This is a genomic window from Vannielia sp., from assembly GCF_029212645.1.
In the GTDB taxonomy this organism is placed as follows: Bacteria; Pseudomonadota; Alphaproteobacteria; order Rhodobacterales; family Rhodobacteraceae; genus Vannielia.
Genome location: NZ_JARGND010000029.1, coordinates 14,851 through 41,615, shown reverse-complemented (window position 1 = coordinate 41,615; position 26,765 = coordinate 14,851). Strand labels below are relative to the sequence as shown.

The following is a 26,765-nucleotide window of genomic DNA, read 5'->3' as shown; positions in this document are numbered from 1 at the left end:
TCGAGGTTGAAGGCGAGGTTGCCGCAGACCATGGCGCGGTCTGTTTCGGGGTTCAGCGGCTCGGTGCCGAGGTCAGCGAAGGCCTCGCCCGAGCGCATCAGGTCGGTGATGCGGCCCATCTTGGGGCTCTCTTCGCGGGTCGTGGTGGGGTAATACTTGATCTTCTTCCAGAAGCCCTCACCGATCACCTCGTTGAGCAACTCGTCATGCTGGAGGCTTTCGATCAGCTTGGCACCATAGGTCAGCTCTGCGGCCTCGCGGCAGGTGTGGGTGATGATGACCTCGTCGTAATCCTCATAGGTTTGCGGCTCGCGCAGGAGCGATGCAAAGGGCGCAAAGCCGGTGCCGGTGGCGAAAAACCAGATCCGCTTGCCGGGCAGAAGCGCGTCATGCACGAGGGTGCCCACGGGCTTGGGGCGCAGGATGATCTCATCGCCCGGTTCGATGTGCTGGAGCCTTGAGGTGAGCGGGCCGGCCTGCACCTTGATCGAGTAGAACTCCAGCTCCTCATCCCACGACGGCGAGGCGATGGAATAGGCGCGCAGCAGCGGTTTTTGCTTGCCGGTTTTTGGATCGGGGTCGCCCATGAGGCCGATCATCACGAACTCGCCGGAGCGAAACCGCAGCGCGGCGGGCCGGGTGCAGCGGAACGAGAACAGCCGGTCGGTATAGTGCTCGACGGCGGTGACGGTTTGCGCATCGGGCAGGGTGGGCGTGGCTTTTACGGGCTGTGCGGAGGTGTCGTTCACGGGTTTTTGCTCGGTCATTTGCTCATGGTCGCGCCCTTATCGGGGTGGCGCCTTTCTGGTGCTTTGATCTGTATCAGAAATACTGAATGTGTCGCGCAGAATCTAGCCGCGCATCCGGTTTTGGTAGTCCCGCGCCTGCCAGTCGGCGCGGGCCTGCCACTCAGGCGCGGGCTGGCGGGCGGCAAGGTCGGGCGAGATTTCGACCTCGTCAAAGCCGCAGCGCCGGGCCATGGCGTATTGATCCGAGATCACGTGGCCAGCGGCCCGCAGACGCCCCTGAAAGCCCGCGCGGCGCAGGGTGCGGGCCTGGGTAAAACCGCGCCCATCGGCACAGCTGGGACAGGCGACGCGGATCATATCAATCTGCTGGAGGTGATCTGCCAGCGCGGTGGGATCATCCTCGGGGGCAAGATCAACGGCAACAACCGCCGCCTCGGTGGGCAGATCGGCCAGCGGAGCAAAGCCGTGTGTCCAGTCATCAGGCGCAAAGCCGCTGTCGGTGACGATTACGTTGCTCATGGGTCAGGCTCGCTTCAGCAGTTGGGGGGCGTCATTGGTATCTTGCCGGGCAGAGGGGGCGGGGCCGGGGACGGCGCGGCCATCAACAAAGTGGATGCCGCATTCTTCCTTGTCCTGCCCGCGCCAGCGCCCGGCGCGCACATCTTCACCCTCGGCCACGGGGGTGGTGCAGGGGGTGCAGCCGATAGAGGGGTAGCCCCTTGAAACCAGCGGGTGGCGCGGCAGATCGTGGGTTTCGATATAGGCACGCAGGTCATCCGCTGTCCAATCGGCCAGTGGGTTGACCTTGACGCGGGGGCCATCGGCCTCAAACCGGGGCAGATCGGAGCGGGTATCGGCCTGAAACCGCTTGCGCCCGGTGATCCAGCTTTCATAGCCCTCAAGCGCGGCGGCGAGCACGCGGGTTTTGCGCAGATCGCAGCAGGCATCGGTATCGCGCTGGTGCAGGGTGTTGCCCGGATCTTCGGCTTGCAGGGTCAGATTGCTGGCGCGGATCACCTGCACATTGGTGAGGCCAAGCGTGGCGGCCACCTCTTGCTGGTAGCTGAGGGTCTCGGGGAAGAGCAGGCGCGTGTCGATGAAGAGCACCGGCAGATCGGGTGCGACCTGAGCCAGCATATGCAAGAGCACGACGGACTCGGCGCCAAAGCTCGAGACCACCGCGAGGCGGCCCAGATCGGGCTCGTCCACGGCGGCGGCAATGAGCGCCTGCGCCGTGGCCCCCTGGTGGCGGGCGTGGAGGCGGTGCGCGAGGGCCGTGGCGGCGCTGTGCGGTGGATCAAGCTGCATGTCGAGCACGAGTCTCCGGGTAGAGGGCGGCCTTGAAGGGGGCATCGCCCAAACGGCGGAATGTTTCAAGGAAAGTCTCGTCGGCGCTGTCGCGCAGATCAAGGTAGGCGAGAATGAGCCGCTCGATCGCGGGCACGACATCATCCGCCGCGAAGCCCGGCCCCATGCGGGTGCCGATGGCGGCGGTTTCGGTGTGATCGCCGCCAAGGGTGATCTGGTAGTTCTCCACCCCTGCGCGATCCAGCCCGAGGATGCCGATATGGCCAACGTGGTGGTGGCCGCAGGCGTTGATGCATCCCGAAATCTTGATCTTGAGCGCGCCGACCTCATGCTCGATCTTGAGCTCGTCTATCCGGGTGGCGATCTCTTGTGCGACCGGGATCGAGCGGGCGGTGGCCAGAGCGCAATAATCCATGCCGGGGCAGGCGATGATATCGGAGGCCAGCCCGACGTTGGCGGTGCCAAGGCCCGCGCCGGAAAGTGCAGCGTGCAGCGTGGGCAGATCAGCTTTGTGAACATGCGGCAGGATCACGTTTTGCTCGTGGCTGATGCGCAGCTCACCGTGGCTGTGGGCCTCGGCCAGATCGGCCATGAGGCGCATCTGATCGGCGGTGGCATCGCCCGGCGTTGCGCCATGGGCCTTGAGCGAGATCGTGACGATGGCATGGTCCGCATCTTTATGGGCGGTGAGGTTGGTATCGGCCCAGGCGCGAAACACCGGATCGCCTTGATAAGCAGTATCATAGGCGGTGGTTGCGCCAGAGCGCAGGCTGGGGGTGGCGAACTGCGCCTCGATCCCGGCCAGCATTTCCTGATCGACGCCGGAAAACTCGGGCCGGATGCGGCGGAAGGCCTTTTCAACATCGGCGCGGATGGCCTCGATCCCGTGCTCGTGCACGGTGATCTTGACGCGGGCCTTATACTTGTTGTCGCGCCGCCCGAGGCGGTTGTAGGTGTGCACGATGGCCTCGCAATAGGGCAGCAGATCGGCGCGGGGCAGAAACTCGCGGATGACCTTGCCGATCATCGGGGTGCGCCCGAGGCCACCGCCAACGATCACCTTGAAGCCCTGCTCGCCGTCTTGCTCAACGATTTGCAGGCCGATGTCATGGGAGCGGATGACGGCGCGATCTGCCGCAGCGCCGGTGACGGCGATCTTGAACTTGCGCGGCAGGAACTGAAATTCGGGGTGGTCGGTGGACCACTGGCGCAGCAGCTCGGCCACCGGGCGCGGATCGGCCAGCTCATCGGCGGCGGCCCCGGCGAAGTGATCTGCGGTCACGTTGCGGATGCAGTTGCCCGAGGTCTGGATCGCGTGCATTTGCACATCGGCCAGCGCCTCAAGGATATCGGGCACATCGCGCAGGGCGGGCCAGTTGAACTGGATGTTCTGGCGGGTGGTGAAGTGGCCATAGCCCTTGTCATAGGTTTCGGCGATCCAGGCGAGCTGGCGCATTTGGGCCGAAGAAACAGTGCCATAGGGGATGGCGACGCGCAGCATATAGGCGTGGAGTTGCAGATAGAGGCCGTTCATCAGGCGCAGCGGCTTGAACTCATCTTCGGTGAGCGCGCCATCAATGCGGCGCTCCACCTGAGCGCGAAACTGGGCGACGCGGCTGCGCACGAAGGCTTCATCAAAGTCGGTGTAATGATACATCAGAGATCCACCTGCTTGCCATGGGCATAGTTGGAAGGGCCGGTGGCGCGGAAGCGCTCACGGAAGTGATCGGGCTGAGGGCCGGTTGCGCCCTCGGTGGCATCGGCGAGGTAAACGCCAACCACATCGGCCACCTGTAGCGAGGCGGCAGAAAGCGCCGCCTCGGCGGCCTGCTGCTCGGTGAAGAGGCGGGCCTGATCGTGGCGGCGGGTCCATTCGCCCGTGGCGGTGAGATAGACCACATCGCCCTCGATCAGGGCATTGGCGGTGACGACCTTGGGGGTGAAGGCGCGGCTCATCGGGTGGCCTCCAGAAGCGGCAGGGCGGCGGCGGCGGCGCGGGGCGCAAGGCCATAAAGAAGGACAGCGGGGCCGGTGAGGGCCTGAGTGGCCTCGGGGAGCGCGGCGAGGGTGGTGGCGATGCAGCGCTCATCGCGGCGCGAGGCGTTTTCGACCACGGTCACGGGGGTATCGGCGGCAGCGCCGTGCATCAGCAGCCGCCCTTGCAGGAAGCGCGCGCCGCGTTTGGCCATGTAGATCCCGGCGACGGCACCGGGGCGGGCGAGGGCGCGCCAATCCTGCTCGGTGTAACCTGCCACATCATGGCCGGTGAGCAGGCGCAGCTCGGAGTTGCGGCCCCGCGCGGTGAGGCTTTGGCCCAGCGAGGCGGCAGCAGCAGAGGCGGCGGTGATGCCGGGCAGGATGCGAAACGGGATGGCATGGGGCGCGATGGCCTCGATCTCTTCATCCAGACGGCCAAAAACCGCAGGATCGCCCGCCTTGAGGCGCACAACGCGCAGGCCCTCCAGCGCGAGGGTGACGAGCAGCGCGTTGATTTCCTCCTGCGCGGTGGACGTGCCAAACCCGTGCTTGCCGACGTTGATCTTGCGGCCCGGCGCGAGGGCGAGGATTTCAGGCGAGACCAGCCGATCATGCACCACTGCATCGGCGGCTTCCATGGCGCGCAGCGCGGCGATGGTCAAAAGCGCGGGGTCGCCGGGGCCGGCACCGGTGAAGGCGATCTCTCCAAGAGGCTTGGTCATGGGGTGGTCCTTGCTGGTCATGAGGGGAATATAGAATTTTGTTCTGGATTTTGGCAGTGTCTCGCGGCAGTTAAGGAAAAACGTTCTATGTTAATGGCCCTCTGGGCTGAAATTCTACCAATGCCGGAGAAGTGCGAATGTCTGTCCGCCTTGATGCGATCGACCGGAAAATCCTTGCAGAGCTACAGGCTGATGCGAGCCAGTCGCTGGATGAAATTGCCAAGAAAGTGGGTTCGTCAAAGACGCCTGTGTGGAATCGGGTGCGCAAGATGCGCGAGGCCGGGGTGATCCGCCAGAACACGGTGATCCTGGATGCCGAGGCGCTGGGGCTGGAGGCCTGCTTTTTTGTACTGATCCGCACCTCAGAGCATGAGGCGGATTGGCAGCGGCGCTTTTTGGAGACGCTGAAAGCGAGGCCAGAGGTGCTGGAAGCCCACCGGCTGGCGGGGGATATTGACTATATCCTGAAGGTGCAGGTGCAAAACGCGCGGGCTTACGATGCGTTTTATCAGGCGCTGATCAGCGAGGTGAGGATTCACAACGTGACGGCCTTGCTGTCGATGGAAGAGTTGAAATCAACCACCGCGCTGCCTTTGGGCTAACGCGGGCCGGCCCGCCAGCGGGGGCCAGCCCCCGCACTCCCGAGATATTTTTGGCTAGAGAATGTGGCGCGTGGCCGGGGTTGGCGCTTTTTGCGGGAGCGATTTTGGTGGTTTGCGTGATGAAGGGCGGGTTCGTCTTGTTGGCGCAGGTGAAGCTGAAGATTGGGCGGCTCCGGGGGCGGAGCTAGGTGGTGACCATCAGCTTTTTGAGCCCGTGGAAGTGGTAGATGGGCGCGAAACGGGGCGGCTCGGCGAGGCGAAGCTGGGGGCAGGCGGAGAACAGGGCGGGCAGGGCGATGTGCATCTCGAGCCGGGCCAGGGGAGCACCGACGCAAAAGTGCAGCCCGCCGCCGAAGGCCATGTTGGAGGGGCTTTTGCGATCCGCGATGAAGCGGTGCGGATTGGGGTAGGCCATAGGATCACGGCCCGCCGCTGCGAGCAGGCAAGAGAGCTTCTCGCCGCGTTTGAAGCTGTGGCCATAGAGGGTGACATCCTCGCGGGCGATCCGCTCGAAGATATGCAGCGGCGGGGTGTAACGCAGCAGTTCCTCGGTGAGGAGGGGGGCATTTTCCGGCACGGCGGCGTGGGGGGCAAGCCCCTCATCCAGAATGGTTTTTACCGAGTTTCCGAGGCTATGGACGGTGGCCTCATGGCCCGCGTTCAGCAGCAGGATCACGGTTGAGGTCAGCTCATCGGCAGAGAGCTGCGAGCCCGAGTCCTCAGCCGCGATGAGGTGCGAGATGAGATCATCGGTGGGGGTGGTGCGACGGCGGGCGATTTCATCGGCGAGGAAGGCGGTGAAGGATTTGGTGGCGGTAACGGCGGCGTCTTCCATCGCGCGGGTGCGGCCTGCCTGGTACATCCCCACCATGGCGCCGGACCATGCCAGCAGATCTGGCGCGCGGCTGGGATCAACCCCGAGCAGCGTGGCGATGGTGATCACCGGCAGGGGGCGGCAAAAGGCCTCGAGCAGATCGAACGGGCCGTCCGGAAAGGCGGCGATCAGGCCGTCGCAAAGCGCGGTGATCGCGGGGCGCTGCGCCTCGACGGTGGCGGAGGTGAAGGCGCGCAACACGAGGCCGCGCAGGCGGGTGTGGCGAGGGGGATCGGCCTCCAGCATCGAGTGGGCCTCAACCGCGTAGAAGGGCGCGAGGTGGGGTGGGATGGCGGGTGCAAGATCGGCGGGCATTTCACGGCCCAGGCGGCGGTCTTTCAGCAGGCGTTTCACTTGCGAATATCCGGCAGCGGCGACCTGGCCATAATCTTCCCAGAAGACCAGATCCCCGGCGGCGCGGGCGCGGTCATAAAACGGGTAAGGGTCCTGCACGAAGGCCGGATCGGTGGGAGATTGTGAGAGCCGTTGCATCGGGCAACGCTTTCAGAACGTTTGATGATTGTCTAGGAAGGAAGGATGACGCGCAGGCTTTTGACAATCGGGGTGTTTTTGGCAGCGGCTCTCGGGCTATCGGGGCTGGTTGGCTGGGTGTCATTTGTTTCGGCGCTGGATGAGGTGGAGCGGCGCGGGGAGAGTGATTTGCGGCTGGCCTCGCAGCGCCTGACGGGGCAGCTTCAACGCTATGCCGAGCTGGCGGTGGTGCTGGCGGACCGCCCTGAGCTGGAAGCGCTGGCGATGGGGCGGGGTGAGGCAAGGACGATTTCACGACTGTTGCGCAGGCAGGCCGACAAGACCGGCTCAACGGAGATATTACTTACCGATGCGCAGGGGCGGGTGGTTGCCGCGTCTAACGGCGCGCCGGAGGGCTTTGGGCGGCTCACCGGCGTGGATGTGACGCGCGCGCGCAATGGGGCTTTGGGGGCCGATCACCGGGTGGATGTGGCCAGCGGGCGGCGGCTATATTCTTACGCGGCCCCGCTTTTTTCGCCCCATGGGCCGGTGGCGGGGACGGTGGTGATCCGGGCTGATCTGCGGCTGATCGAGGACGATTGGGCGGGCGATCCGGTTGCGGTGTTCTTTACTGATGAACAGGGGGTGGTTTTTGCCGCCAACCGCTCGGAGTTGCTGCTTCGGGCCCGTGGCGGGCTGCTGGAGCGCGCGCGTTATGGCGGTGTGACGCTGGCGGATTTCATTGAGTATGACCCCTGGCGGGTATCGGAGTGGGAGCTGTGGTGCGTGCAGGGCGGGCCTTACCTTCCGGCTATGGCGCTGCATATCACGCAGGATTTACCGGTGATCGGGATGCGCGGCGAGGCGCTGGTGGACCTTGCGCCTGCGCGGCGGCTGGGGCTGCTGGCGGCGGCGGCGGCGGGGGCCCTGTGCCTAGTGTTCGGCGCGTTCGTTTTTGCGCTGTCAGAGCGGCGGCGGGCGCTGGCGGCGCGGCTGGAAAGCGAAGCGCGGGCCAACGCGGTGCTGGAGAGCCGGGTGCAGAGCCGCACGGCGGCCTTGCAGGCGGCCAACCTGCGCCTCAAGGGAGAGGTGCGCGAGCGCGAGGAAGCGGAGGCCGCGCTGCGCCGCGCACAGGAGGAACTGGTGCAGGCGGGCAAGCTGAGCGCCTTGGGAAAAATGTCGGCCGGGCTGTCGCATGAGCTGAACCAGCCGTTGATGGCGATCCGCTCATTTGCCGAAAACGGCGCGAGCTTCCTTGAGCGTGGCAAGCCGGAGCGGGCGGCGGAAAACCTGAGCCGTATCAGTGATCTGGCGCGCAGGATGGGGCGGATCATTCGTAACCTGAGGGCGTTTGCGCGCCAGGAAAGTGCGCCGATTGGCGAGGTGGATCTGGGCGCGGTGGTGGCCACGGTGCTGGAGATGGTTGAGGGGCGTGTGGCGCGTGATGGGGTGCGCGTTTCCTGGCAGCCGCCCGCCCATCCGGTAAGGGTGCGGGGCGGCGAAGTGCGGCTGCAACAGGTGGTTTTGAACCTTGTGTCCAACGGGCTGGACGCCATGGCAGAGCGCGATGACAAGCGCCTTGATCTGACGATTGAGCCGGGCGATCCGGTGCGCCTGAGGGTGGCGGACAGCGGGCCGGGGATTGCCGAGCCAGACCGGATTTTTGATCCGTTCTACTCCACCAAGGAGGTAGGTGCCTCCGAAGGGATGGGGCTTGGCCTGTCGATCTCCTACGGGTTGGTGCAGAGCTTTGGCGGGCAAATCCGCGGCGTGAACCGCAGCGGGGGCGGCGCGGAATTTACCGTGGAACTGGCCCCGGCAGAACAGGAGGCGGTGGCATGAAGAAGGTGCTTTTGGTTGATGATGATGCCGCAGTGCGCGAAGCCCTTGGGCAAACGCTTGAACTGGCGGAGATGGAGCCGATCCTCGCGGGCAGTTACATTGAGGCGAAGGATCACATCAGCGTCGGTTTCGAGGGGGTTGTGGTCAGCGATATCCGGATGCCGGGGCGCGATGGCTTTCACCTGCTGGCAGAGGCGCGCAAGAACGATTCCGAGCTTCCGGTGATCCTGTTGACCGGCGAGGGTGATGTGCCGATGGCGGTGAAGGGCATTGGTGAGGGCGCCTTTGACTTTCTGGAAAAGCCTTGCAGCCCCAAGGAGTTGGTCAGTGCTGTGGAGAAGGCGCTGAAGGCCCGTGCCCTTGTGTTGGAAAACCGGCGGTTGAAGCTGGAGTTGGAGCGGGGCGACGCGGCGGCGCGGATGGTTTACGGCCAGTCGGCAGAGGCCGATGCGCTGCGAAAGCGGGTGCGGGCGGTGGCGCGGGCCGGGGCAGAGGTGTTGATCACCGGGGCGGCGGGCTCCCAAACCGCGAAGATCGCCGAGGTGATCCACCTGTTGTCCCCCGCCGCGCCGCATCCGTTTTTGAAGCGCAGCGCCGCCACGCTGGACGAGGCGCGGCTGGATGCGGCGCTGGAGGCAGCGGGGGCGGGCACGCTGTATCTGGATGAAATCAGCGTGTTACCCGGTGCGGTTCAACTGGTTTTGCTGGATCGGCTGGAAAGCCCCGGACAGGTGCGCATTCTGGCCGGCACCACCCGCGATCTGGTGGGCGAGATGGAGGCGGGGCGGTTTGCGGCGGAGCTCTATTACCGCCTTGATGTGATGCAGGTGCGCATCCCGTGCCTTTCAGAACGGCGCGAGGATATTCCGGTGCTGTTTCGCGATTACGTTGCCCAGGCCGCCGAACAGGCCGGGTTGCCGGAACCGGAGGTGAGCGAGGAGCACCTGGCGCGGTTGATGGCGCAGGAGTGGCCGGGCAACGCGCGCTCGCTGATGTCGGCGGCGATGCGCTTTGTGCTGGGGATGCCCGAAGAGGTGCAGGAGGCGGCGGACCTCGGCCTTGCCGAGCAGATGGCGCGGGTGGAGCGCAGCCTGCTGGCGGCGGCGCTGGGGCGCCAGAATGGCAACGCCACAGCCACCGCCGCCGTGCTGAAGCTGCCCCGCAAAACCTTTTACGACAAGCTGGCCAAACATGGGTTGAAGGCTGAGGATTTTCGCCGGTAGGGCGCGAATGGCCCTGCGAAACCTGTGCGGAATTCCGCACAGTGGGCGTTAATGGCTGTGTGGAAATTGAAACGCAGCGATTTTGCGCTGGACGGCGTGACCTGAAAAAACCGTTTTGAAACCGAACGGTATTCAACGAAGTTGATGTTGGATAATTGGGGCTTGCAGCACATGGGTGGCATAGGCTTTTGTTTGCGCACAAGCGCTTGGGAGGCGCTTCAGCCTATTCAAAATGTCTGGGAGGACATCCATGAAATATCTTACCGCTGCCGCCACTGCCGTGGCGCTGACCTTTAGCGCATCTGCGACATTTGCAGCCTGCGACGAAGGCGAGATCGTGATCAAGCTGAGCCACGTAACCAACACCGACAAGCACCCCAAGGGCATTGCCGCCTCGCTGCTGGAACAGCGGGTCAACGATGAGATGGACGGCAAAGCCTGTATGGAGGTGTTCCCGAACTCCACGCTCTATAACGACGATCAGGTGCTGGAAGCGATGCTTCAGGGTGATGTGCAGATGGCCGCGCCCAGCCTGTCGAAGTTTGAGCAGTTCACCAAGCAGTTCCGCATTTTTGACCTGCCGTTCATGTTCAAGAACGTTGAGGCTGTTGACGCGTTTCAAGGCTCTGAAACCGGCGTTGCGATGAAGGAAAGCATGACCCGCCGGGGCCTGCTTGGACTGGCCTTCTGGCACAACGGCATGAAGCAGATGTCGGCCAACAAGCCGCTGATGCTGCCTTCGGATGCCAACGGGTTGAAGTTCCGGGTGCAAAACTCTGACGTGCTGAAGGCGCAGATGGCCGCGATGGGCGCTTCGCCCCAGCCGATGGCCTTTTCGGAAGTTTACGGCGCGCTGCAAACCGGCGTTGTGGACGGGCAGGAGAACACCTGGTCCAACATCTACGGCCAGAAGTTCTTTGAGGTGCAGGACGGCACCACCGAGACCAACCACGGCATCCTCGATTACATGCTGGTGACCAATGTGGACTGGTGGGAAGGGCTTGACGCGGACGTGCGCGACCAGCTGGCCACCATCATCGAAGAAGTCACCACCACACGCAACGCCGAGAGCTACAAGGTGAACCAGGAGGCCAAAGAGGCCATCATGGCCGCTGGCGGCGTGGTGCGCGAGCTGAACGAAGAGCAGCGCCAGGCCTGGGTTGATGCGATGAAGCCGGTTTGGTCCGAGTTCACCGAAGACGTGGGCCAGCAGAACATCGACGCGGCTCAAGAGATCAACGCAATGCACTGATCCGGGCAGGGGGCCGCAAGCCCCCCGTCTGACCAATAAGGCCCGGCCCCGCCATGCACGCGGGGCCGGACCAAGCCAACCACCCGACAGATGCAACCCGTGGCAGCAAGGGGAACGCCATGAGCGACGCGCTTCACACTCGCAGCCGCCTCGGACGGTTCGTCAACGAGCTGGAAGAGACGTTTATCGCGCTGATCCTTGGCGCGATGACCGTGATCACCTTTATCAATGTTGTGCTGCGGTATGGCTATAACTCGGGCCTGATCTGGGGCCTTGAGGCGACCACGATCCTGTTTGCATGGCTTGTGCTGTTCGGGATTTCCTATGCCGTCAAGACAACAGCGCATCTGGGTGTGGATGCGATCACCAATGCGATGCCCGATGGCGCGCGCAAACTGGTGACGCTGGCCGCCGCGCTGATCTGCATCATTTACGCCTTCCTGCTGCTCAAGGGCGCGTGGGATTACTGGGCGAATTTCGCCAACCTGCCGCAAACGACAGGGCGGTGGTTTCCGACCGGGTTTGAAGAGATGAAGCGCACCTCCTATCGCGGCTGGTATGCGCTGGTTGACACCCCCATGCCCGACTGGCTGCGCTGGATCGAACCTGCGCTGAACGAGGGCGAAGCTTACGAAAAGCTGCCCCGGTTTATCCCCTATTTCATCCTGCCGTTCGGCATGGCGCTGCTGCTGTTCCGCTTTGTGCAGGCGTTCGTGCGGCTTGCCACCGGCAAATCTGAGAGCTTGATCGTGAGCCATGAGGCCGAAGATCAGGTGGATGAGGTGCGAAGCCTCAACGAGGGGGATTGATCTGATGGATGTGGCGATCCTGTTTATCATGATCATCGGCCTGATGCTGGTAGGCGTGCCGATTGCGGTATCGCTTGGCATCTCGTCGATCGTGTTCCTGCTGGTGCTGAGTGACACCTCGCTTGCCTCTATTGCGCAAACGCTGTTTCAGGCGATGGCGGGGCATTACACGCTGCTGGCGGTTCCGTTCTTCATCCTCGCGTCGAGCTTCATGAGCACCGGCGGCGTGGCCAAGCGGATCATCCGCTTTTCCATTGCCATTGTCGGGCATTTCCCCGGTGGCCTTGCTATTGCGGGGGTTGCGGCCTGCATGATGTTTGCCGCGCTTTCCGGCTCATCCCCTGCCACGGTGGTGGCGATTGGCTCCATCGTGATCGCCGGGATGCGGCAGGTGGGTTACTCCAAGGACTTTGCCGCGGGCGTGATTGCCAATGCGGGCACGCTGGGCATCCTCATTCCGCCGTCCATCGTGATGGTGGTTTACGCTTCGGCAACCGATGTTTCGGTGGGGCGGATGTTCCTTGCCGGGCTGGTTCCCGGCTTGCTGGCAGGCGGGATGCTGATGGCGACGATCTTTGGCATTGCCGTGGTCAAGAAGCTGCCCAAGGGCGAGTGGCTGGGCTGGGGCGAGGTCATGGCCTCGATGCTCGAAGCGGGCTGGGGCCTGTTCCTGATCATCATCATCCTCGTCGGCATCTACGGCGGGATTTTCACCCCGACGGAAGCGGCGGCCGTGGCTTCGGTTTATGCCTTCATCGTGGCGGTGTTCGTTTACCGTGACATGGGGCCGCTCTCGACGCGCAAGTGGCTGCCGGACGAGCGCGAAGAGCGTGATCTGCTCGGCTTCCGGGTTGTGGGCTTCAGCGTGGTCAACCTGCTGCTTTGGCAGATGATCGCGGTGGTCGCCGATCCGGTTTCGCCGGTGCTGGCGCTGCAAATCGCGCTTGGGTTCTTTGCGGTGGCGCTGATCGTTGGCGCGCTGATGAGCCTTGCGGCCAAGCGCGGCTTCCTTGGCGTGATGACGCTGCTCGCCTTCGCCGTCACCGGCGTGCTGCCCTGGCTTTATGTGGTGCTCACCATGGTGCTGCCGGGGGACAGCAGCATCTGGTGGAAGCTCGCCTCAACTGTGGGGGCCTTCCTTGCCATCTGTGTGCCGCCTGCGGTGTTCCTGTTTGCGCTCGGCAAGGGCGCGCGGGGGCTGGCCGAAAGCGGAACGGGCTATGTGGCCTCGCTCAGCGGTGGGGCCTGGCTGGTGGCCAGGGGCAATATTGAAAACGTTATCTGGGCGGTGCCTGCGCTGTTTTCAAAGGCAACGAAGGACACGCTGTTCGAGGCGGGAAAGCTGACGGTGACGCTGATGTTCATCATCGCTAACGCGCTGATTTTGAAGCATGTTTTGACCGATGAGCAGATCCCGCAGCAAATTGCCGGGGCAATGCTTTCGGCCGGGTTGGGCGCGGTGATGTTCCTGGTGATCGTCAACGTGATCCTGCTCATCGGCGGGCAATTCATGGAGCCATCGGGGCTGATCGTGATCGTGGCGCCGCTGGTGTTTCCGATTGCGCTTCAGCTTGGGATCGACCCGATCCACCTGGGCATCATCATGGTGGTGAACATGGAGATCGGGATGATCACACCGCCCGTTGGCCTCAACCTGTTTGTCACCTCCGGGGTGGCCGGGATGCCGATGATGCGGGTGGTCAAGGCGGCGATGCCCTTCCTTGGCGTGCTGTTCATCTTCTTGATTATCGTGACGTATATTCCGGCGGTTTCGGTCGCCTTGCCAAACTCCACCTCGCTGGGGCCGCAGATCAACTGCGCCAACGTCCCCGGTGATCCGCTGGAGCGGGCTTTCTGCGAAGCACGTCAGGATTAAGAGTTTTGTAACGAGTAACGGGCCGCCTGAGAGGGCGGCCCATTTTATTAAGTGTCGGTTTATTGAGTGGTGGTTTTGTTGAGTGTCGGTTTTTTTTGAGTATCGGGGCGCGGTGCCGGGCCGTCAGCCTTGGTTCCGCGCGCCTTCAAGAGCGGTGATGATCGCTGAAAAGTCGCTCGCCTTGAGGCTGGCGCCGCCCACAAGCGCGCCGTCAACATTGCTGACGTTGAAGATTTCTTCAGCGTTGTCGGGTTTGACCGAGCCGCCGTAAAGCAGGCGGACCGAGCGGCCAATGCCTTCGCCAAAACGGCGCTCCAGCCGGGCGCGGATAAAATCATGCACCTCACCGATCTGGTTGAGCGTTGGGGTGCGCCCGGTGCCGATGGCCCAGATCGGCTCATAGGCGACGACAAGGTTGTGGCCCGTCACCCCATCGGGGACCGAGCCGGAAAGCTGCCCGCCGATGATATCAAGCGTGTTGGAGGCATCGCGCTCGGCCTCGCTTTCGCCGCAGCAGATAACGCAGGTGAGGCCAGCGGAAAGAGCGGCATTGGCCTTGGCGCGCACGTCTTCATTGCGCTCACCGTGATCTGCCCGGCGCTCGGAGTGGCCAAGAATCACATGGCTCGCCCCGGAATCGGCCAGCATGGGGGCAGAGATATCACCCGTATGCGCCCCGGACCCCGCCTTGTGGCAATCCTGCCCGCCGACCGCGAGAGGGGTGCCTTTGGCGCGCTCGACCATGGGCGCGAGCAGCGTTGCGGGGGGGCAGAGCAGCATATCAACGCCGGGCGCGGGGTGGGCTTGCACCAGCGCCTCGGCCTCGGCCAATTGGGCGGTGAGCCCGTTCATCTTCCAGTTGCCTGCTGCCAATTTGCGCCGCATCGTGGCCTCCCTTTTGTTGCCGCCTGAGTAAGCCGTGAAATCGCCGGGCTTGCAAGCCGGGGTTGCTGCGGCATTGCATCGGGTGTGGGGTGACGCTGGTCTTCACCTCGAAAGGCGCTGAGCGCCTGCACGCCGAAGGCCATCTGGCCCGCTGCTATGGTGCATATGCAGAAAGGCTGGGCGGGGATTTGTGCTGCAGGATCGGGGGGTTACATGCCCTCGAACTTGATGGATTCACCACAGCCGCAGGCCTCGGACACGTTGGGATTGTTGAACTTGAAGCCGGATTCCAGCAGGCCGGTTTCGTAATCAATCTCGGTGCCAAAGAGGAACATCTGGGCCATGGGCGCGATCATGACACGGGCGCCGTCCTGCTCGATTACCTCTTCGTTTTCGCCAATATCGGCGGCAAATTCCATGGTGTATTCCATGCCCGCGCAGCCGCCCTTTTTGACGCCAAGACGCAGGCCTTTTTTGCTGTCACGCGCCATCAATTTGGTGATCTCGCTCACCGCAGCGGGGGTGAGGGTGACGGGGGGCTTTCCGGGGATGCCAAACATCTGAATGCTCCTTTGGCCTGTGTTTCAGGCCGGGCGGCGGGGGCTTTGCGGCGGGTTGATTTGTGCCGCTAAACCCAAGACTTTATTACATAAAGCCCAGCTCTAGGCGGGCTTCATCGCTCATCATTTCCATGCCCCAGGGCGGCTCCCATGTCAGCTCGACATCGACCTGTTTGACGCCGGGGAGCGGCTCAACCGCATCGGCGACCCAACCGGGCATCTCACCGGCCACCGGGCAGCCCGGCGCGGTGAGAGACATGATCACGCGGACCTCGTTTTCCTCATTGATGAGGATCGAGTAGATCAACCCGAGGTCAAAAATATTCACAGGGATTTCAGGGTCATAGACCGTGCGGCACGCCTCGACGACCGCCTCGTGCAGCGGGTGCCCGGTGCTGGAGGGCGTGATCAGCGGGGTGCCTTCAAGGGGGGGCGTATCTTCGGGCATGGGGGCTCCTGTTATCCTGAGTATTTACATAGGATACAGCGGCCGGATCGGCAAGGGCAGGGAGGTGCGGCGTTGCGCGCGGGGTGGGGGAAGGCGGGGCGGATTTGAGCGGTTAATTGCAAAAAGATCACAGCCACAAGCGATGCACGAGCCATGCACAAGTGATGCGCATCGGGTTTTTTTGCACTGGGTTAAGTGAATGGGGCGGTCGGTGGGGGCGTGTTGGCGGTGCGGTGGCGCGGGCCAGCGGGATGAAAGCTGGAACGCTGGAGCGCCCTTTGGGGGGGACGGCGGCGCAAAACGGCGATTCCTGCGAATTTGAGGGGGCGGTGCGGCGATTTTCCCGGTGCAGAGGCTTGTCGCCGCCCGGCGTTTTGACGCATGTGGACGCTATGACAGAGCGATTTTCATTTGCCCTAGAGGCGACCGATGGCCGTGCGCGCAAAGGCGTGATCTCAACCCCGCGCGGCGATATCCGCACGCCCGCCTTCATGCCGGTGGGCACGGCGGCGACGGTGAAGGCAATGCTGCCCGAAAGCGTGGCGGCAACGGGGGCGGATATTTTGCTCGGCAACACCTATCACTTGATGTTGCGCCCCGGTGCCGAGCGGGTGGCGCGGCTGGGTGGGCTGCACCGGTTCATGAACTGGGAAAAGCCGATCCTGACGGATTCGGGCGGGTTTCAGGTGATGTCACTTTCGGATTTGCGCAAGCTGACCGAGGAGGGGGTTGAGTTTCGCTCTCACGTGGATGGCTCGAAGCATTTTCTGAGCCCGGAAACCTCGATGGAGATCCAGCGGCTTTTGGGCAGCGATATTGTGATGTGTTTCGATGAGTGCCCCGCGCTGCCGGCGACCGAGGAGGCGGTGGCGGCCTCGATGCGGTTAAGTATGCGATGGGCCGAACGCTCGAAGGTGGCCTTTGGTGACAGGCCCGGCCACGCGCTGTTTGGCATCCAGCAGGGCGGGGTGAGCGAGGGGCTGCGCTGGGAGAGTGCCGAGGCCTTGCAGGCGATTGGTTTTGACGGCTACGCGATTGGCGGGCTGGCTGTGGGCGAGGGGCAGGAGGCGATGTTTGGCGTGCTGGATTACGCGCCGGGGATGCTGCCCGAGGACAGGCCGCGCTACCTGATGGGCGTGGGCAAGCCCGATGACATTGTGGGCGCGGTGAAGCGCGGGGTGGACATGATGGACTGTGTGCTGCCGTCGCGGAGCGGGCGCACCGGGCAGGCCTGGACGCGGCGCGGGCAGGTGAACCTGAAGAATGCGCGCCATGCCGATGATCCGCGCCCGCTTGATGAGGACTGTAGTTGCCCAGCGTGCAGGAGTTACTCCCGCGCCTATTTGCACCATGTCTACCGCGCCGGGGAGATGATTGCCGGGATGCTGCTGACCTGGCATAACCTGCATTACTATCAAGAGCTTATGGCCGGGATGCGCGAGGCGATTGCCGAAGGGCGGTTTGCCGCCTTTGAGGCGGAGTTTCACGCGCTGCGCGCTGAGGGGGATATAGAGCGGCTTTAGGGGCTGGCGGGGTGACGCGCGCGCTAAAGCGCATTGCCCCACCCGCCATCCCGAAGCGGTGGCGGCAGAGATAGTGTGCCGGGAACTGGCCGGGGCGGGGTGTGAGCGGGGCTATGGCGCGGGCGATCAGCCGAGGTGAAGCTCTGCCAGTATGGGCAGGTGATCAGACGGGTGCGGGCCACGCGCGCGAGGGGGGGCGGGCAGCATTTGTGCTCTGACGCTGTCGCAATGTGCGAGCCTGTCAAGCGAGCCGATGGGCATTTGCGCGGGGAAGGTGCGGCCCGGTGTGAGGATGGTGTAGTGCCGCGCCAGACGCCCGAGGCCCACCCGGCGGGACCATTCATTGAAATCCCCGGCGATCACCGTGGGGCGGGGGGAAAGCGCCTCCAGCTCGTCGCGGATATGGTCAAGCTGGGCGCGGCGGGAGCGGCGCAGAAGCCCGAGGTGGACGCCGACGAGGCGCAGGTTGTGCAGCTCTGCCACCACGGCGCCGCGCGGCTCCAGCCCCGGCAAAGGGTAGCGGCGGATGGTTTCGGCGTGCAGATCGGGGCGGGCCAGCATTGCGATGCCGTGCCAACCGAGGCTTACATCATTTTCGGCCACGGGCAGGGGAATGAGGCCGGTTTTGCTTTCGATCAGATCGCGGGGCAGGGCCGAGGGGCGCTGGCCGAGGCGAAAATCAGCCTCTTGCAGCACCACCACATCGGCCTTGAGCGCGGCAATGGCGGTGAGCACGCGCAGCGGGTCGCGGCGCAGGTCTGAGCCGAGTGCGGCGCGAATGTTGTAGCTGGCCAGCCGGAGGGGTGCGAAATCAGACATATACCCTATATTGGGATCAACATCCCGAAAGAGAAGAGCCATGCCGCGCATCAGCAGCCCGATCCTTGTTTTGTTCATACAGTTCTTTTTGTTGATCGAGGGGGTGACAGCCCTGGTGCAGCAAAGCTGGTCGGCGTTGTTTGTGGCTGTGACCACCCTGGTGCTGACCTTTTTGCCCAACCGATTTGCCGGGTATCTTGGGATCACCCTGCCGGGCTCGGTGTTGACGGGAATTGTGATTTTCCTCTTTGCCACGTTGTTTTTGGGCGAGGTGGAAGGGTTTTATAACCGGTTCTGGTGGTGGGATGTGGCGTTGCACTTCCTGTCGGCGGTCAGCTTTGGGCTGATGGGGTTTTTGGCGATCTTCATGCTGTTTGAGGGGGATCGCTACGCCGCGCCGCCCTGGGCGCTGGCGGTGCTGGCCTTTTGTGTGGGGCTTTCGATTGGGGCGCTTTGGGAGGTGTTTGAGTTCAGCATGGACCAGCTTTTTGGGACGAACATGCAGAAATCGGGCCTTGTGGACACGATGAAGGATTTGATCGTGGATACCATCGGTGCGGCGATTGGGGCGGTGACCGGGTTTTTCTATCTCAAGGGGCGGCAGGTTGGCGGGCTGGGGCACGTGATGGAGCAGTTCGTGCAGGCGAACCGGCGGTTTTACGGCAAGCTCACCGGGCGGGACGATGGGGATTGAGGCGGCTTAATCGTCCTGCGGGCGCAGCCAGAGCCAGATCAGCGCACCGCCTGCGAGGGCGAGGAAGGGGATCATGGCGAGGTTGACCGCTGTCCAGCCGTCTTGCGCCGCACCGCCCGAGCAGTTCATCAGCCCGCCCGAGGCGAGCGAGGCCACGGTGACGCCGCCGAAGACGATGAGATCGTTGAGGCCCTGCATCCGGCCCCGCTCATGCGGCTCATGCGAGCTGGCCAGCAGGGCGGTGGCGCCGATGAAGCCAAAGTTCCACCCCAGGCCGAGCAGGATCAGCGCGAGGAAGAACTGCTCAAGCTGCACCCCGGTGAGAGCGACGGCGCCGGCGGCGGCAAGGATTGCGAGGCCGAGCACGATGATCTTCTGGGTGCCGAAGCGCGCGATCAGGTGGCCGGTGAAGAAGCTGGGGATATACATTGCCAGCACATGCGCGGTGACCACGTAGCCCGCGATGAACTGGAACTGCTCGCGCGCCGTGCCTTCGGGGATGAGGGTGAGCAGCCAGGAGGGGATTTCGGTGGTGCCGGTGACGCCGCAGCCGACCAGGGCGAGGGGGGTTGAGGTCATCACCAGGTTCATCAGGGCATAGCTGACCATGGCCGAGATGATGGCCACCGCGATGCGCGGGGTGCGCAGCATTTGCATCCGGGTGCGGCCGTGGGGGGCATCGGCATCGGGCTTGGGGGGCTTGGGAATATCGAGGAACAGGAACAGCCCGGCCCCGAAGATATTGAGCGCCATAACGGCGACATAGGTGCCAACAAAGGGGATTGGCCCCATCGCGAAAGAAGCGGCATTGCCCAGTTGCGGGCCGATGACGGCGGCGGCGAGGCCACCGGCCATGACGTAGGAGATTGCCTTTGGGCGGAACTCGGGGGTGGCGGTATCGGCGGCGGCGAAGCGGTAGAAGCCCTGGGCCGACATGTAGGTGCCGGTGCACAGGCTGCCGAGCAGGTAGAGCGGGAAGGAGGCGGAATAGATCCCGTAGGCCGAGATGCCCGCGCCGAGGGCGCCCATCGTGGTGCCAAGCATGAAGCCCGCGCGCCGCCCGTGGCTTTGCATGAAGGCCGAGACCGGGGTGGCCGAGAGCATGGAGCCAAGCACGATCAGCGAAATCGGCAGGGTGGCAAAGCAGGCATTGGGCGCAAGCTGCTGGCCCGCCAGCCCGCCGATCGTGAAGATCATCGGCATCTGCGCCCCGAGGATCGCCTGAGCGAGAACCAGGACGATGACATTACGGCGGGTGCGCGGGGTGGGGCCTGTGGTGGTGGTCATTCACGAGGTTTAAGCAGGGTCGCGGCGGGGTGCAAGAGCGTCTGGTGAGGGGGATGCCGCGCGGTGGGATGGAGGGTGATCTGCCGATCCCGGTTTGTTTAGTTGGCGGGGCGATGGGCGGCAGGGCAGCCACCCGCACTGGGCGACCAGCGGGGGGCAGGTGCACCCGATACGCCGACAGCGGGAAAGCAATTCTCCGAACCGCGCCGACAGGGAGGGCAGCCGCAGGCACCGCGCCGACAACGGCAAGCCAGCCCCCCGCACCACGCCGACAGCGGAGGGCCAACCCCCCGCACCGCGCCCCCAGCGGGGGGCCAGCCCCCCGCGCCCCCCGGGATATTTCTGGAGCATTGAGAGCAGGGTGTGGCGAGTGGTTTCGGTGTGTGGGGGGATCGGCTAGGTATGGGGGATGACTGTTGGCCGGATCATTGAGACGCAGGCCTGTGTGGCCGAGGGGGCGCGGTTTCTGGCGGCGCGTTGTGAGCGCATGGCGGCGGCGCTGGAGGCGGTGGGCGAGGTGCCGTTGCGGCGGCACGACGATGGTTTTGGCGCGCTGTTGTCGGCCATTGTGAGCCAGCAGGTGAGCGTGGCTTCGGCGGCGGCGATCTGGGGGCGGCTGGAGGCGGCGGGGCTGGTGGATGTGGCTTCGGTCCGGGGGGCGAGCGATGAGGATTTGCGCGGCTGTGGGTTGTCGCGCCCCAAGGTGCGTTATGCGCGGGCCTTGGCGCAGGCGGAGGTGGATTATGGCGCGTTGCGGCTGGCCAGTGATGCGCAGGTTGTGGCGGTGTTGACGCAGGTTGCGGGCATCGGGCGGTGGACGGCAGAGGTGTATGCGATGCTGTCGCTGGGGCGGGCGGATGGGTTTGCCGCCGGTGATCTGGCATTGCAGGAGGCGGCGCGGATGCTTTACGGGCTGGAGGCGCGGCCATCGGAGGCGGGGTTGCGCAGAATGGCCGAGGATTGGGCCCCGTGGCGCGCGGTGGCAGCGCGGCTGCTTTGGGCGTATTTCCGGGTGGCAAAACAGAGAGAAGGGATCAGCTAGATGGCAGCGAGAGAGTTGAAGGTGGGGCGGCGGGAGCCGACCTCGGGGGTGGTGAAACAGGTGGTGATTTTCCTGCATGGCTATGGGGCGGATGGCAATGATCTGCTGGGGCTGGCAGACCCGCTTTCAGCGCATATGCCCGATGCGCTGTTTTTGGCCCCCGACGCGCCTGAGCCGTGCCCCAACAACCCGATGGGCCATCAGTGGTTTTCGATTCCGAGGATGGATGGCTCAAGCGAAGCGGAGTCAGCGGCGGGATTTCTGCGTGCGCAGGAGGACTTGAACGCCTTTCTTGATGCAGCGCTTGAAGATGAGGGCGTAAGTGCCGAACAAGTTATGCTGATTGGCTTTTCGCAGGGCACGATGATGAGCCTGCAGGTGGCCCCGCGCCGGGCCGAGCCTTTTGCCGGGGTGATCGGCTTTTCGGGGCGGATGCTGGAGCCGGAGCGGCTTGAAGCGGAGAAAAAGGCAGTGTTTCCGGTGCTGTTGCTGCATGGGGATGCGGACCCGATGGTGCCATACGAATCGATGGGGATGGCAGCGGATGCGCTCACCCAGGCGGGCTATCCGGTTTACACCTATACCATGGAAGGCACCGGGCACGGGATATCGCCGGAGGGGCTGAACACCGCCTTTGGCTTTATCAGTGAGTTCCTGCTGAAGAGCTGATCTGGCGCCCGGCGGGGGGCATCGGGCGGGGCTGTCACCCGGCTGTTACCTCGCCGGGGTTCACTTGCGCAGACCCCTCGTTTTGTGGGGGTTGCGCCGGAGTCAACGCTAGATATAGTCGACAAAAGACTCAGGGGCCATAGACGGGCAGGCAGCGACGGAGAGACAACGGATGGACGGTGACTTCAGGGCGAATTTCGTCCGAGACCCGAAGAACCTCAAGCATCACCCGGCATTGGTGCTCAACGCCGATTATCGCCCCTTATCCTATTACCCGTTATCGCTGTGGCCCTGGCAGGAGGCGATCAAGGCGTCCTGGCTCGACCGGGTGGATATTATCGCTGAATATGACGAGGTGGTGCGAAGTCCGTCGACCGAGATCCGCATCCCCTCGGTCGTTGTTCTCAAAGATTATGTGAAACCTCAAAAGCGCGTGGCCTTCACGCGCTTTAATTTATTTCTGAGGGACGAATTCAGGTGCCAGTACTGCGGTGCAAAGGGGGATTTGACCTTTGACCATGTGGTGCCGCGCGCAAGGGGCGGGCGCACCAGTTGGGAGAATGTGGTGGCGGCCTGTTCGCCGTGCAATCTCAGGAAGGGCTCAAAGCACCTGTCGCACACCGGGATGCGCCTGCGCAAACCGCCGCGCCCGCCGTCATCAGAAGGGCTGCGCAACATGGGGCGGCGGTTTCCGCCCAACTACCTGCATGAAAGCTGGATGGACTACCTTTACTGGGATGCCGAGCTGGAAGCCTGAGCCGGGGCGGTGCGGCAAACCTATCGAGGTTTGCCATAGCGGGTAGCGGTGCTAGACTTTGGTTTCGTCTCGGGGTAGATCGGTCCCGTTAGCGCTAACGCGCAGTTGATGGCACCCAGGAGGGCATATGGTATCCCGCGTCATTCCCGTTGATCCGTTTGATCTGGTCATTTTCGGTGGCACAGGGGATCTGGCCCGCCGCAAGATTTTGCCCGGTCTTTACAGGCGCATGGCCGCCGGGCAGATGCCTGCGGAAGCGCGGATCATTGGCGCGGCAAGGACCGATCTGGACCGGGCGGGCTATCAGGCGATGGTGCGCGAGGCGATCGAGGAATTTGGCGACCCAAAGCACGCGGGCGATGCGGCGGGGGTGAGCGATTTCCTTGAGCGGCTCGATTATGTGGCGGTGGATGCCACCGGCGATGATGGCTGGAAAGAGCTGAAGGGCAAGATGCGCGATGGCATGATCCGGGCCTTTTACTTTTCGGTCGGGCCGAGCCTGTTTGGCGATCTCGCGGAGCGTTTGAAGGCCCACAAGATCGCCGGGGACGAAAGCCGGATCGTGGTGGAAAAGCCGTTTGGCCATGATCTGGCCTCGGCCAAGGCGCTGAACGCCAGCCTCGCGAGGTATTTCGACGAAACGCAGATTTATCGGATTGACCATTATCTTGGCAAGGAGACGGTGCAGAACCTCATGGCCGTGCGCTTTGGCAACATGCTGTTCGAGCCGTTATGGAACTCGCAATACGTGGATCATATCCAGATCACCGTGGCCGAAACGGTGGGTGTGGCCGGGCGTGGCAGCTATTATGACAAGTCGGGCGCGATGCGCGATATGGTGCAAAACCACCTGATGCAGCTTTTGTGCCTGATCGCCATGGAGCCGCCCGCGAAGTTTGATCCGGACGCGGTGCGCGATGAAAAGTTGAAGGTGATCCGGGCGCTGGACCCGGTGGACCACCATGAGATCGTGCGCGGCCAGTATGATGCCGGGGCCGATGGCCCGAGCTACCGCGAAGATGTGGAAGACCCGAAAAGCCGCACCGAAAGCTATGTGGCGATGAAGCTGGGGCTCTCCAACTGGCGGTGGGCGGGCACGCCGTTTTACCTGCGCACCGGTAAGCGGCTGAAGACCCGTGCCAGCGAGATTGCCGTGGTGTTCAAGGATGCGCCGCATTCGATCTTCGGCCCCGATGCCGGGCGGCACCGCAATATCCTGACCATTCGCCTGCAACCCAACGAGGGCATGGAGCTTGGCGTGACGATCAAGGAGCCGGGGCCGGGCGGGATGCGCCTGATGGATGTGCCGCTTGATATGTCCTTCGCGGATGCTTTGGGAGACGAGGCCGAAGAGGTGCCGGACGCTTATGAGCGGCTGATCATGGATGTGATCCGGGGCAACCAGACGCTGTTTATGCGCGGTGACGAGGTAGAGGCGGCCTGGGCCTGGACCGACCCGATTATTGAAGGCTGGATTGATCGCCACGATGTGCCAAAACCTTATGATCCGGGCAGTTCCGGCCCCGATGACGCGATGTTGCTGGTCCACCGGGATGGGCGCAAGTGGCGGGATATCAGGGCATGAAATTTCGTGAATATCCCGACCGCGAGATGCTGATGATGGATCTGGCCGACCAGATTTCCAGCGAGTTGAGGATGGCGCTGGAAACCCATGAGAGCGCCAGTTTTTGCGTGCCCGGCGGCTCTACCCCCGGCCCGGTGTTTGACATGCTGTCGGGCGTTAACCTCGATTGGGGGAGAGTCGCGGTGTTTTTGAACGATGAACGCTGGGTGCCTGAGGGGCATGAGCGCTCTAACACCACGCTGATCCGCGAGCGCCTGCTGGTGGGGCCTGCGGCGGCGGCGGGTTATGTGCCGCTTTACGCGGACGCCCCCGAACCTGAGGCCGCGATGGAGCGCCTTGCTGCGGGGATCGAGCCGCATTTGCCGATCTCGGTGCTGCTGCTGGGGATGGGGGCCGATATGCATACGGCGAGCCTGTTTCCGGGGGCCGACCGGCTGGAAGAGGCGCTTTCATCGCGCGCGCCGGTGTTGCTGCCGATGCGGGCGGCGGCGGCGGGCGAGCCGCGCATCACCCTTTCGGCGCGGGTGCTGCAAGGCGCGCTTTCCACCCATATCCTGATCACCGGAGACGCCAAGCGTGACGCCCTTGAGCGCGCCCGCCACATGGACCCGCTGGATGCGCCGGTGCGGGCGGTTTTGAGCGAGGCGACGGTGCATTGGGCGCCATGATCGGGCGTTAATCTCTCTTACATGTCATTGCCTCAAACACGCGTTGAGGCGGCGTATCTCGAAAGGACATCCCATGTGGGACAAGTTGAAATCCTACCACGATGAGCACGCGCGTCGCCCGATCTTGAAGCTGTTCAACACCCCCGACCGCGCCCGAAACTTCTCGGCGCGGATGGGGGATATGCTGTTTGATTTCTCCAAGACCAGTATCGACACCGAGGCGATGTGGCTGCTGTTGCAACTGGCCGAAAGCGCGGATCTGGCGCAAAAGCGCGATGCGATGTTTGCCGGAGAAAAGATCAACGTGACCGAGGATCGTGCCGTGCTGCACACCGCGCTGCGCAACCTTGATGGCGGCCCCGTGATGGTGGACGGCGAAGATGTGATGCCCGGCGTCAAGGCGGTGCTCAAGCAGATGGAGGATTTTGCCGGGGATGTGCGCGGTGGGCGGTTTTCCGGCGCGGGGGGGCAGATTACTGATGTGGTGAACATCGGGATTGGCGGCTCTGATCTGGGGCCGGCGATGGCCTGCCTTGCGCTTGCCCCTTACCACGACGGGCCGCGCTGCCACTTTGTGAGCAACGTGGATGGCGCCGATATTTCTGATACATTGCGGCGGCTTGACCCGAAGCGCACGCTGGTGATCGTGGCCTCAAAGACCTTCACCACCATTGAAACCATGACCAATGCCGCCACCGCCAAAGCCTGGATCAGCGAGGGCGGCGGTGATGTGAAGGGCCAGTTTGCTGCCCTGTCGACCAACCTCGAGAAGACCGGGGCCTTTGGCATCCCGCCCGAGCGGGTGTTTGGCTTTGAGGATTGGGTGGGCGGGCGCTACTCGGTTTGGGGGCCGATTGGCCTGTCGCTGATGATTGCGATCGGCGCTAACGGGTTCAAGGCGTTCCTGCGCGGCGCGCAGGCGATGGACCGCCATTTTTGCGCTGCCGAATTTCGCGCGAACCTGCCGGTGCTTTTGGCGCTGGTGGGCATTTGGCATCACCAGATTTGCGGCTATGCCACCCGCGCCGTGCTGCCCTATGACCAGCGGCTTGCCCGGCTTCCGGCTTATCTTCAGCAGTTGGAGATGGAGAGCAATGGCAAGCGGGTGAAGATTGATGGCTCCCCGGTGTCCCGTGCCACCGGGCCGGTGGTCTGGGGCGAACCGGGAACCAACGGGCAGCACGCCTTTTACCAGTTGATCCATCAAGGCCCGGACGTGGTGCCTTGCGAGTTTTTATGCGCGGCGCAGGGCCATGAAGAGGATTTGGAGCACCAGCATGAGCTGCTGGTTGCAAACTGTCTGGCGCAGGCCGAGGCCCTGATGCGGGGCCGCTCGATGGGCGAGGCGCGCAAGATGATGGAAGCCAAGGGGCTGAGCGGTGAGGAACTGGAGCGGCAGGCAAGCCACCGGGTGTTCCCCGGCTCGCGCCCCTCGACCATGCTGCTTTACCCCAAGCTGACGCCGGAAATTCTGGGCATGATCATCGCGCTTTATGAGCACCGGGTGTTTGTGGAAGGCGTGATCCTTGGCATCAACAGTTTTGACCAATGGGGCGTGGAACTGGGCAAGGAACTGGCGGTCGCGTTGCAGCCGGTGATCGCCGGAGAGCAGGACGGTGCTGATAAGGACGACAGCACGCGCCGGTTGGTGGAATACATCCGCACAAGGCGGTGAGCGGGTTGATTTGCGGGAAGGCCTGCAAAGCATATCGCCCCGGCGCTTACCCTGCCTGTGCCGCTAAAATCCGGAAAGTGGGGAAGTTGGAGCGGGTGAAGGGAATCGAACCCTCGTCACTTGCTTGGGAAGCAAAAGCTCTACCATTGAGCTACACCCGCCGCGTGGCTTGAGATATGCGATGGTGCGGGGCGGCGTCAAGTAGGGATCGCGGGGGCGGGAAAAGGGAATGGGCCGGGGCTGCTTTTGGGAAATTGCAGGCCCGGCCCATGATCCGGTTGCCCTGGCGCGCGTGGTCCGGGACAGGGACCATGTGGGAGGAGAAGCGCGCCCTATCGAGGGGCCGGATGGTCGCAGGAACGCTCCGCAGGAAGCAATTTCAGTGGGGTTGAAATGTGCTTCAAGGTCGCGGAAGTTCCAACGATAAAAATTATCTGGGCATCGCGGG

Annotated in this window: 26 protein-coding genes and 1 tRNA gene; 14 read left to right on the top strand and 13 right to left on the bottom strand. The window is 63.6% G+C overall.

All coding sequences use genetic code 11. From position 1 onward, the window contains the following. From P1U55_RS10635 to cobA, 6 genes are all read right to left on the bottom strand, one after another. Positions 1 to 767: ferredoxin--NADP reductase (locus tag P1U55_RS10635; RefSeq protein ID WP_301047555.1), on the bottom strand; the 767-nt coding region annotated here is incomplete at its 3' end. An 84-nt stretch (positions 768 to 851) separates the two neighbouring features. After that, positions 852 to 1,268 carry a DUF934 domain-containing protein gene (locus P1U55_RS10630; RefSeq protein WP_301047554.1) on the bottom strand — a complete coding sequence of 139 codons (417 nt, stop codon included), beginning with the start codon at positions 1,266 to 1,268 and terminating at the stop codon, positions 852 to 854. 3 nt (positions 1,269 to 1,271) lie between these two features. Continuing rightward, on the bottom strand, positions 1,272 to 2,057 hold the full coding sequence (locus tag P1U55_RS10625; RefSeq protein ID WP_301047553.1) for a phosphoadenylyl-sulfate reductase: 786 nt from the start codon (positions 2,055 to 2,057) through the stop codon (positions 1,272 to 1,274). Then, the gene (locus P1U55_RS10620) at positions 2,047 to 3,714 is read right to left on the bottom strand and encodes a nitrite/sulfite reductase (protein WP_301047552.1); all 1,668 of its coding nucleotides are present in this window, start codon (positions 3,712 to 3,714) and stop codon (positions 2,047 to 2,049) included. The genes P1U55_RS10625 and P1U55_RS10620 overlap by 11 nt, the downstream gene beginning before the upstream one ends. Beyond that, entirely contained in the window at positions 3,714 to 4,013 is a 300-nt protein-coding gene (locus P1U55_RS10615) for a DUF2849 domain-containing protein (RefSeq protein WP_301047551.1), read from the bottom strand. Before P1U55_RS10615 ends, P1U55_RS10620 begins: the two co-directional genes overlap by 1 nt. After that, positions 4,010 to 4,756: a uroporphyrinogen-III C-methyltransferase gene (gene cobA / locus P1U55_RS10610; protein ID WP_301047550.1), complete on the bottom strand. Its 747-nt coding sequence runs from the start codon at positions 4,754 to 4,756 to the stop codon at positions 4,010 to 4,012. The genes P1U55_RS10615 and cobA overlap by 4 nt, the downstream gene beginning before the upstream one ends. A gap of 137 nt (positions 4,757 to 4,893) precedes the next feature. On the opposite strand from cobA, the gene P1U55_RS10605 reads away from it, so the two are divergent. Next, positions 4,894 to 5,358, top strand: coding sequence for an Lrp/AsnC family transcriptional regulator (locus tag P1U55_RS10605; RefSeq protein ID WP_301047549.1), 465 nt, complete (start codon positions 4,894 to 4,896; stop codon positions 5,356 to 5,358). A 184-nt stretch (positions 5,359 to 5,542) separates the two neighbouring features. Here P1U55_RS10605 and P1U55_RS10600 read toward each other — a convergent pair whose 3' ends face one another. Next, positions 5,543 to 6,724, bottom strand: a complete 1,182-nt coding sequence (locus P1U55_RS10600; protein ID WP_301047548.1) for a cytochrome P450 — start codon at positions 6,722 to 6,724, stop codon at positions 5,543 to 5,545. 45 nt (positions 6,725 to 6,769) lie between these two features. Here P1U55_RS10600 and P1U55_RS10595 point away from each other — a divergent pair, with 45 nt between their 5' ends. The 5 genes from P1U55_RS10595 (at position 6,770) to P1U55_RS10575 (ending at position 13,705) form a co-directional block, all read left to right on the top strand. After that, entirely contained in the window at positions 6,770 to 8,545 is a 1,776-nt protein-coding gene (locus tag P1U55_RS10595; RefSeq protein ID WP_301047547.1) for an ATP-binding protein, read from the top strand. Continuing rightward, positions 8,542 to 9,768 (top strand): sigma-54 dependent transcriptional regulator, encoded by a 1,227-nt coding sequence (locus P1U55_RS10590; RefSeq protein WP_301047546.1) that lies wholly within the window; start codon positions 8,542 to 8,544, stop codon positions 9,766 to 9,768. The genes P1U55_RS10595 and P1U55_RS10590 overlap by 4 nt, the downstream gene beginning before the upstream one ends. 250 nt (positions 9,769 to 10,018) lie before the next feature. Further along, entirely contained in the window at positions 10,019 to 11,020 is a 1,002-nt protein-coding gene (locus P1U55_RS10585; RefSeq protein WP_301047545.1) for a DctP family TRAP transporter solute-binding subunit, read from the top strand. 119 nt (positions 11,021 to 11,139) lie between these two features. Further along, positions 11,140 to 11,829: a TRAP transporter small permease gene (locus tag P1U55_RS10580; RefSeq protein WP_301047544.1), complete on the top strand. Its 690-nt coding sequence runs from the start codon at positions 11,140 to 11,142 to the stop codon at positions 11,827 to 11,829. Further along, a complete protein-coding gene (locus P1U55_RS10575; protein WP_301047543.1) occupies positions 11,798 to 13,705 on the top strand; it encodes a TRAP transporter large permease in 1,908 nt (635 codons plus the stop codon). The genes P1U55_RS10580 and P1U55_RS10575 overlap by 32 nt, the downstream gene beginning before the upstream one ends. A gap of 123 nt (positions 13,706 to 13,828) precedes the next feature. On the opposite strand, the gene tpiA is transcribed toward P1U55_RS10575, so the two are convergent. The 3 genes from tpiA to P1U55_RS10560 form a co-directional block, all read right to left on the bottom strand. Continuing rightward, entirely contained in the window at positions 13,829 to 14,590 is a 762-nt protein-coding gene (tpiA, locus tag P1U55_RS10570) for a triose-phosphate isomerase (RefSeq protein ID WP_301047542.1), read from the bottom strand. A 209-nt stretch (positions 14,591 to 14,799) separates the two neighbouring features. After that, the gene (locus P1U55_RS10565; protein WP_301047541.1) at positions 14,800 to 15,150 is read right to left on the bottom strand and encodes an iron-sulfur cluster assembly accessory protein; all 351 of its coding nucleotides are present in this window, start codon (positions 15,148 to 15,150) and stop codon (positions 14,800 to 14,802) included. An 85-nt stretch (positions 15,151 to 15,235) separates the two neighbouring features. Continuing rightward, positions 15,236 to 15,598, bottom strand: coding sequence for an SUF system Fe-S cluster assembly protein (locus tag P1U55_RS10560; RefSeq protein WP_301047540.1), 363 nt, complete (start codon positions 15,596 to 15,598; stop codon positions 15,236 to 15,238). Between the two features lie 392 nt (positions 15,599 to 15,990). Here P1U55_RS10560 and tgt point away from each other — a divergent pair, with 392 nt between their 5' ends. Further along, positions 15,991 to 17,121, top strand: coding sequence for a tRNA guanosine(34) transglycosylase Tgt (tgt, locus tag P1U55_RS10555; RefSeq protein ID WP_301047539.1), 1,131 nt, complete (start codon positions 15,991 to 15,993; stop codon positions 17,119 to 17,121). Positions 17,122 to 17,247: 126 nt separating this feature from the next. Here tgt and P1U55_RS10550 read toward each other — a convergent pair whose 3' ends face one another. After that, positions 17,248 to 17,940 carry an endonuclease/exonuclease/phosphatase family protein gene (locus P1U55_RS10550; RefSeq protein WP_301047538.1) on the bottom strand — a complete coding sequence of 231 codons (693 nt, stop codon included), beginning with the start codon at positions 17,938 to 17,940 and terminating at the stop codon, positions 17,248 to 17,250. 40 nt (positions 17,941 to 17,980) lie between these two features. On the opposite strand from P1U55_RS10550, the gene P1U55_RS10545 reads away from it, so the two are divergent. Then, positions 17,981 to 18,634, top strand: a complete 654-nt coding sequence (locus tag P1U55_RS10545; protein ID WP_301047537.1) for a hypothetical protein — start codon at positions 17,981 to 17,983, stop codon at positions 18,632 to 18,634. A 6-nt stretch (positions 18,635 to 18,640) separates the two neighbouring features. Here the strand turns inward: P1U55_RS10545 and P1U55_RS10540 are convergent, their stop codons facing one another. Then, the gene (locus tag P1U55_RS10540; RefSeq protein WP_301047536.1) at positions 18,641 to 19,921 is read right to left on the bottom strand and encodes an MFS transporter; all 1,281 of its coding nucleotides are present in this window, start codon (positions 19,919 to 19,921) and stop codon (positions 18,641 to 18,643) included. Between the two features lie 409 nt (positions 19,922 to 20,330). On the opposite strand from P1U55_RS10540, the gene P1U55_RS10535 reads away from it, so the two are divergent. The 6 genes from P1U55_RS10535 (at position 20,331) to pgi (ending at position 26,317) form a co-directional block, all read left to right on the top strand. Next, positions 20,331 to 20,963, top strand: a complete 633-nt coding sequence (locus P1U55_RS10535) for a DNA-3-methyladenine glycosylase 2 family protein (RefSeq protein WP_301047535.1) — start codon at positions 20,331 to 20,333, stop codon at positions 20,961 to 20,963. After that, positions 20,964 to 21,632, top strand: a complete 669-nt coding sequence (locus P1U55_RS10530; RefSeq protein WP_301047534.1) for an alpha/beta fold hydrolase — start codon at positions 20,964 to 20,966, stop codon at positions 21,630 to 21,632. Positions 21,633 to 21,804: 172 nt separating this feature from the next. Then, positions 21,805 to 22,389: an HNH endonuclease gene (locus P1U55_RS10525; RefSeq protein WP_301047533.1), complete on the top strand. Its 585-nt coding sequence runs from the start codon at positions 21,805 to 21,807 to the stop codon at positions 22,387 to 22,389. Between the two features lie 127 nt (positions 22,390 to 22,516). Further along, positions 22,517 to 23,974 carry a glucose-6-phosphate dehydrogenase gene (gene zwf / locus P1U55_RS10520; RefSeq protein ID WP_301047532.1) on the top strand — a complete coding sequence of 486 codons (1,458 nt, stop codon included), beginning with the start codon at positions 22,517 to 22,519 and terminating at the stop codon, positions 23,972 to 23,974. Further along, positions 23,971 to 24,642, top strand: coding sequence for a 6-phosphogluconolactonase (gene pgl, locus P1U55_RS10515; protein WP_301047531.1), 672 nt, complete (start codon positions 23,971 to 23,973; stop codon positions 24,640 to 24,642). Before zwf ends, pgl begins: the two co-directional genes overlap by 4 nt. A 73-nt stretch (positions 24,643 to 24,715) precedes the next feature. Next, entirely contained in the window at positions 24,716 to 26,317 is a 1,602-nt protein-coding gene (gene pgi, locus P1U55_RS10510) for a glucose-6-phosphate isomerase (protein WP_301047530.1), read from the top strand. A gap of 87 nt (positions 26,318 to 26,404) precedes the next feature. Here pgi and P1U55_RS10505 read toward each other — a convergent pair. Further along, positions 26,405 to 26,478, bottom strand: a tRNA-Gly gene (locus P1U55_RS10505). Positions 26,479 to 26,765 lie beyond the last annotated feature (287 nt).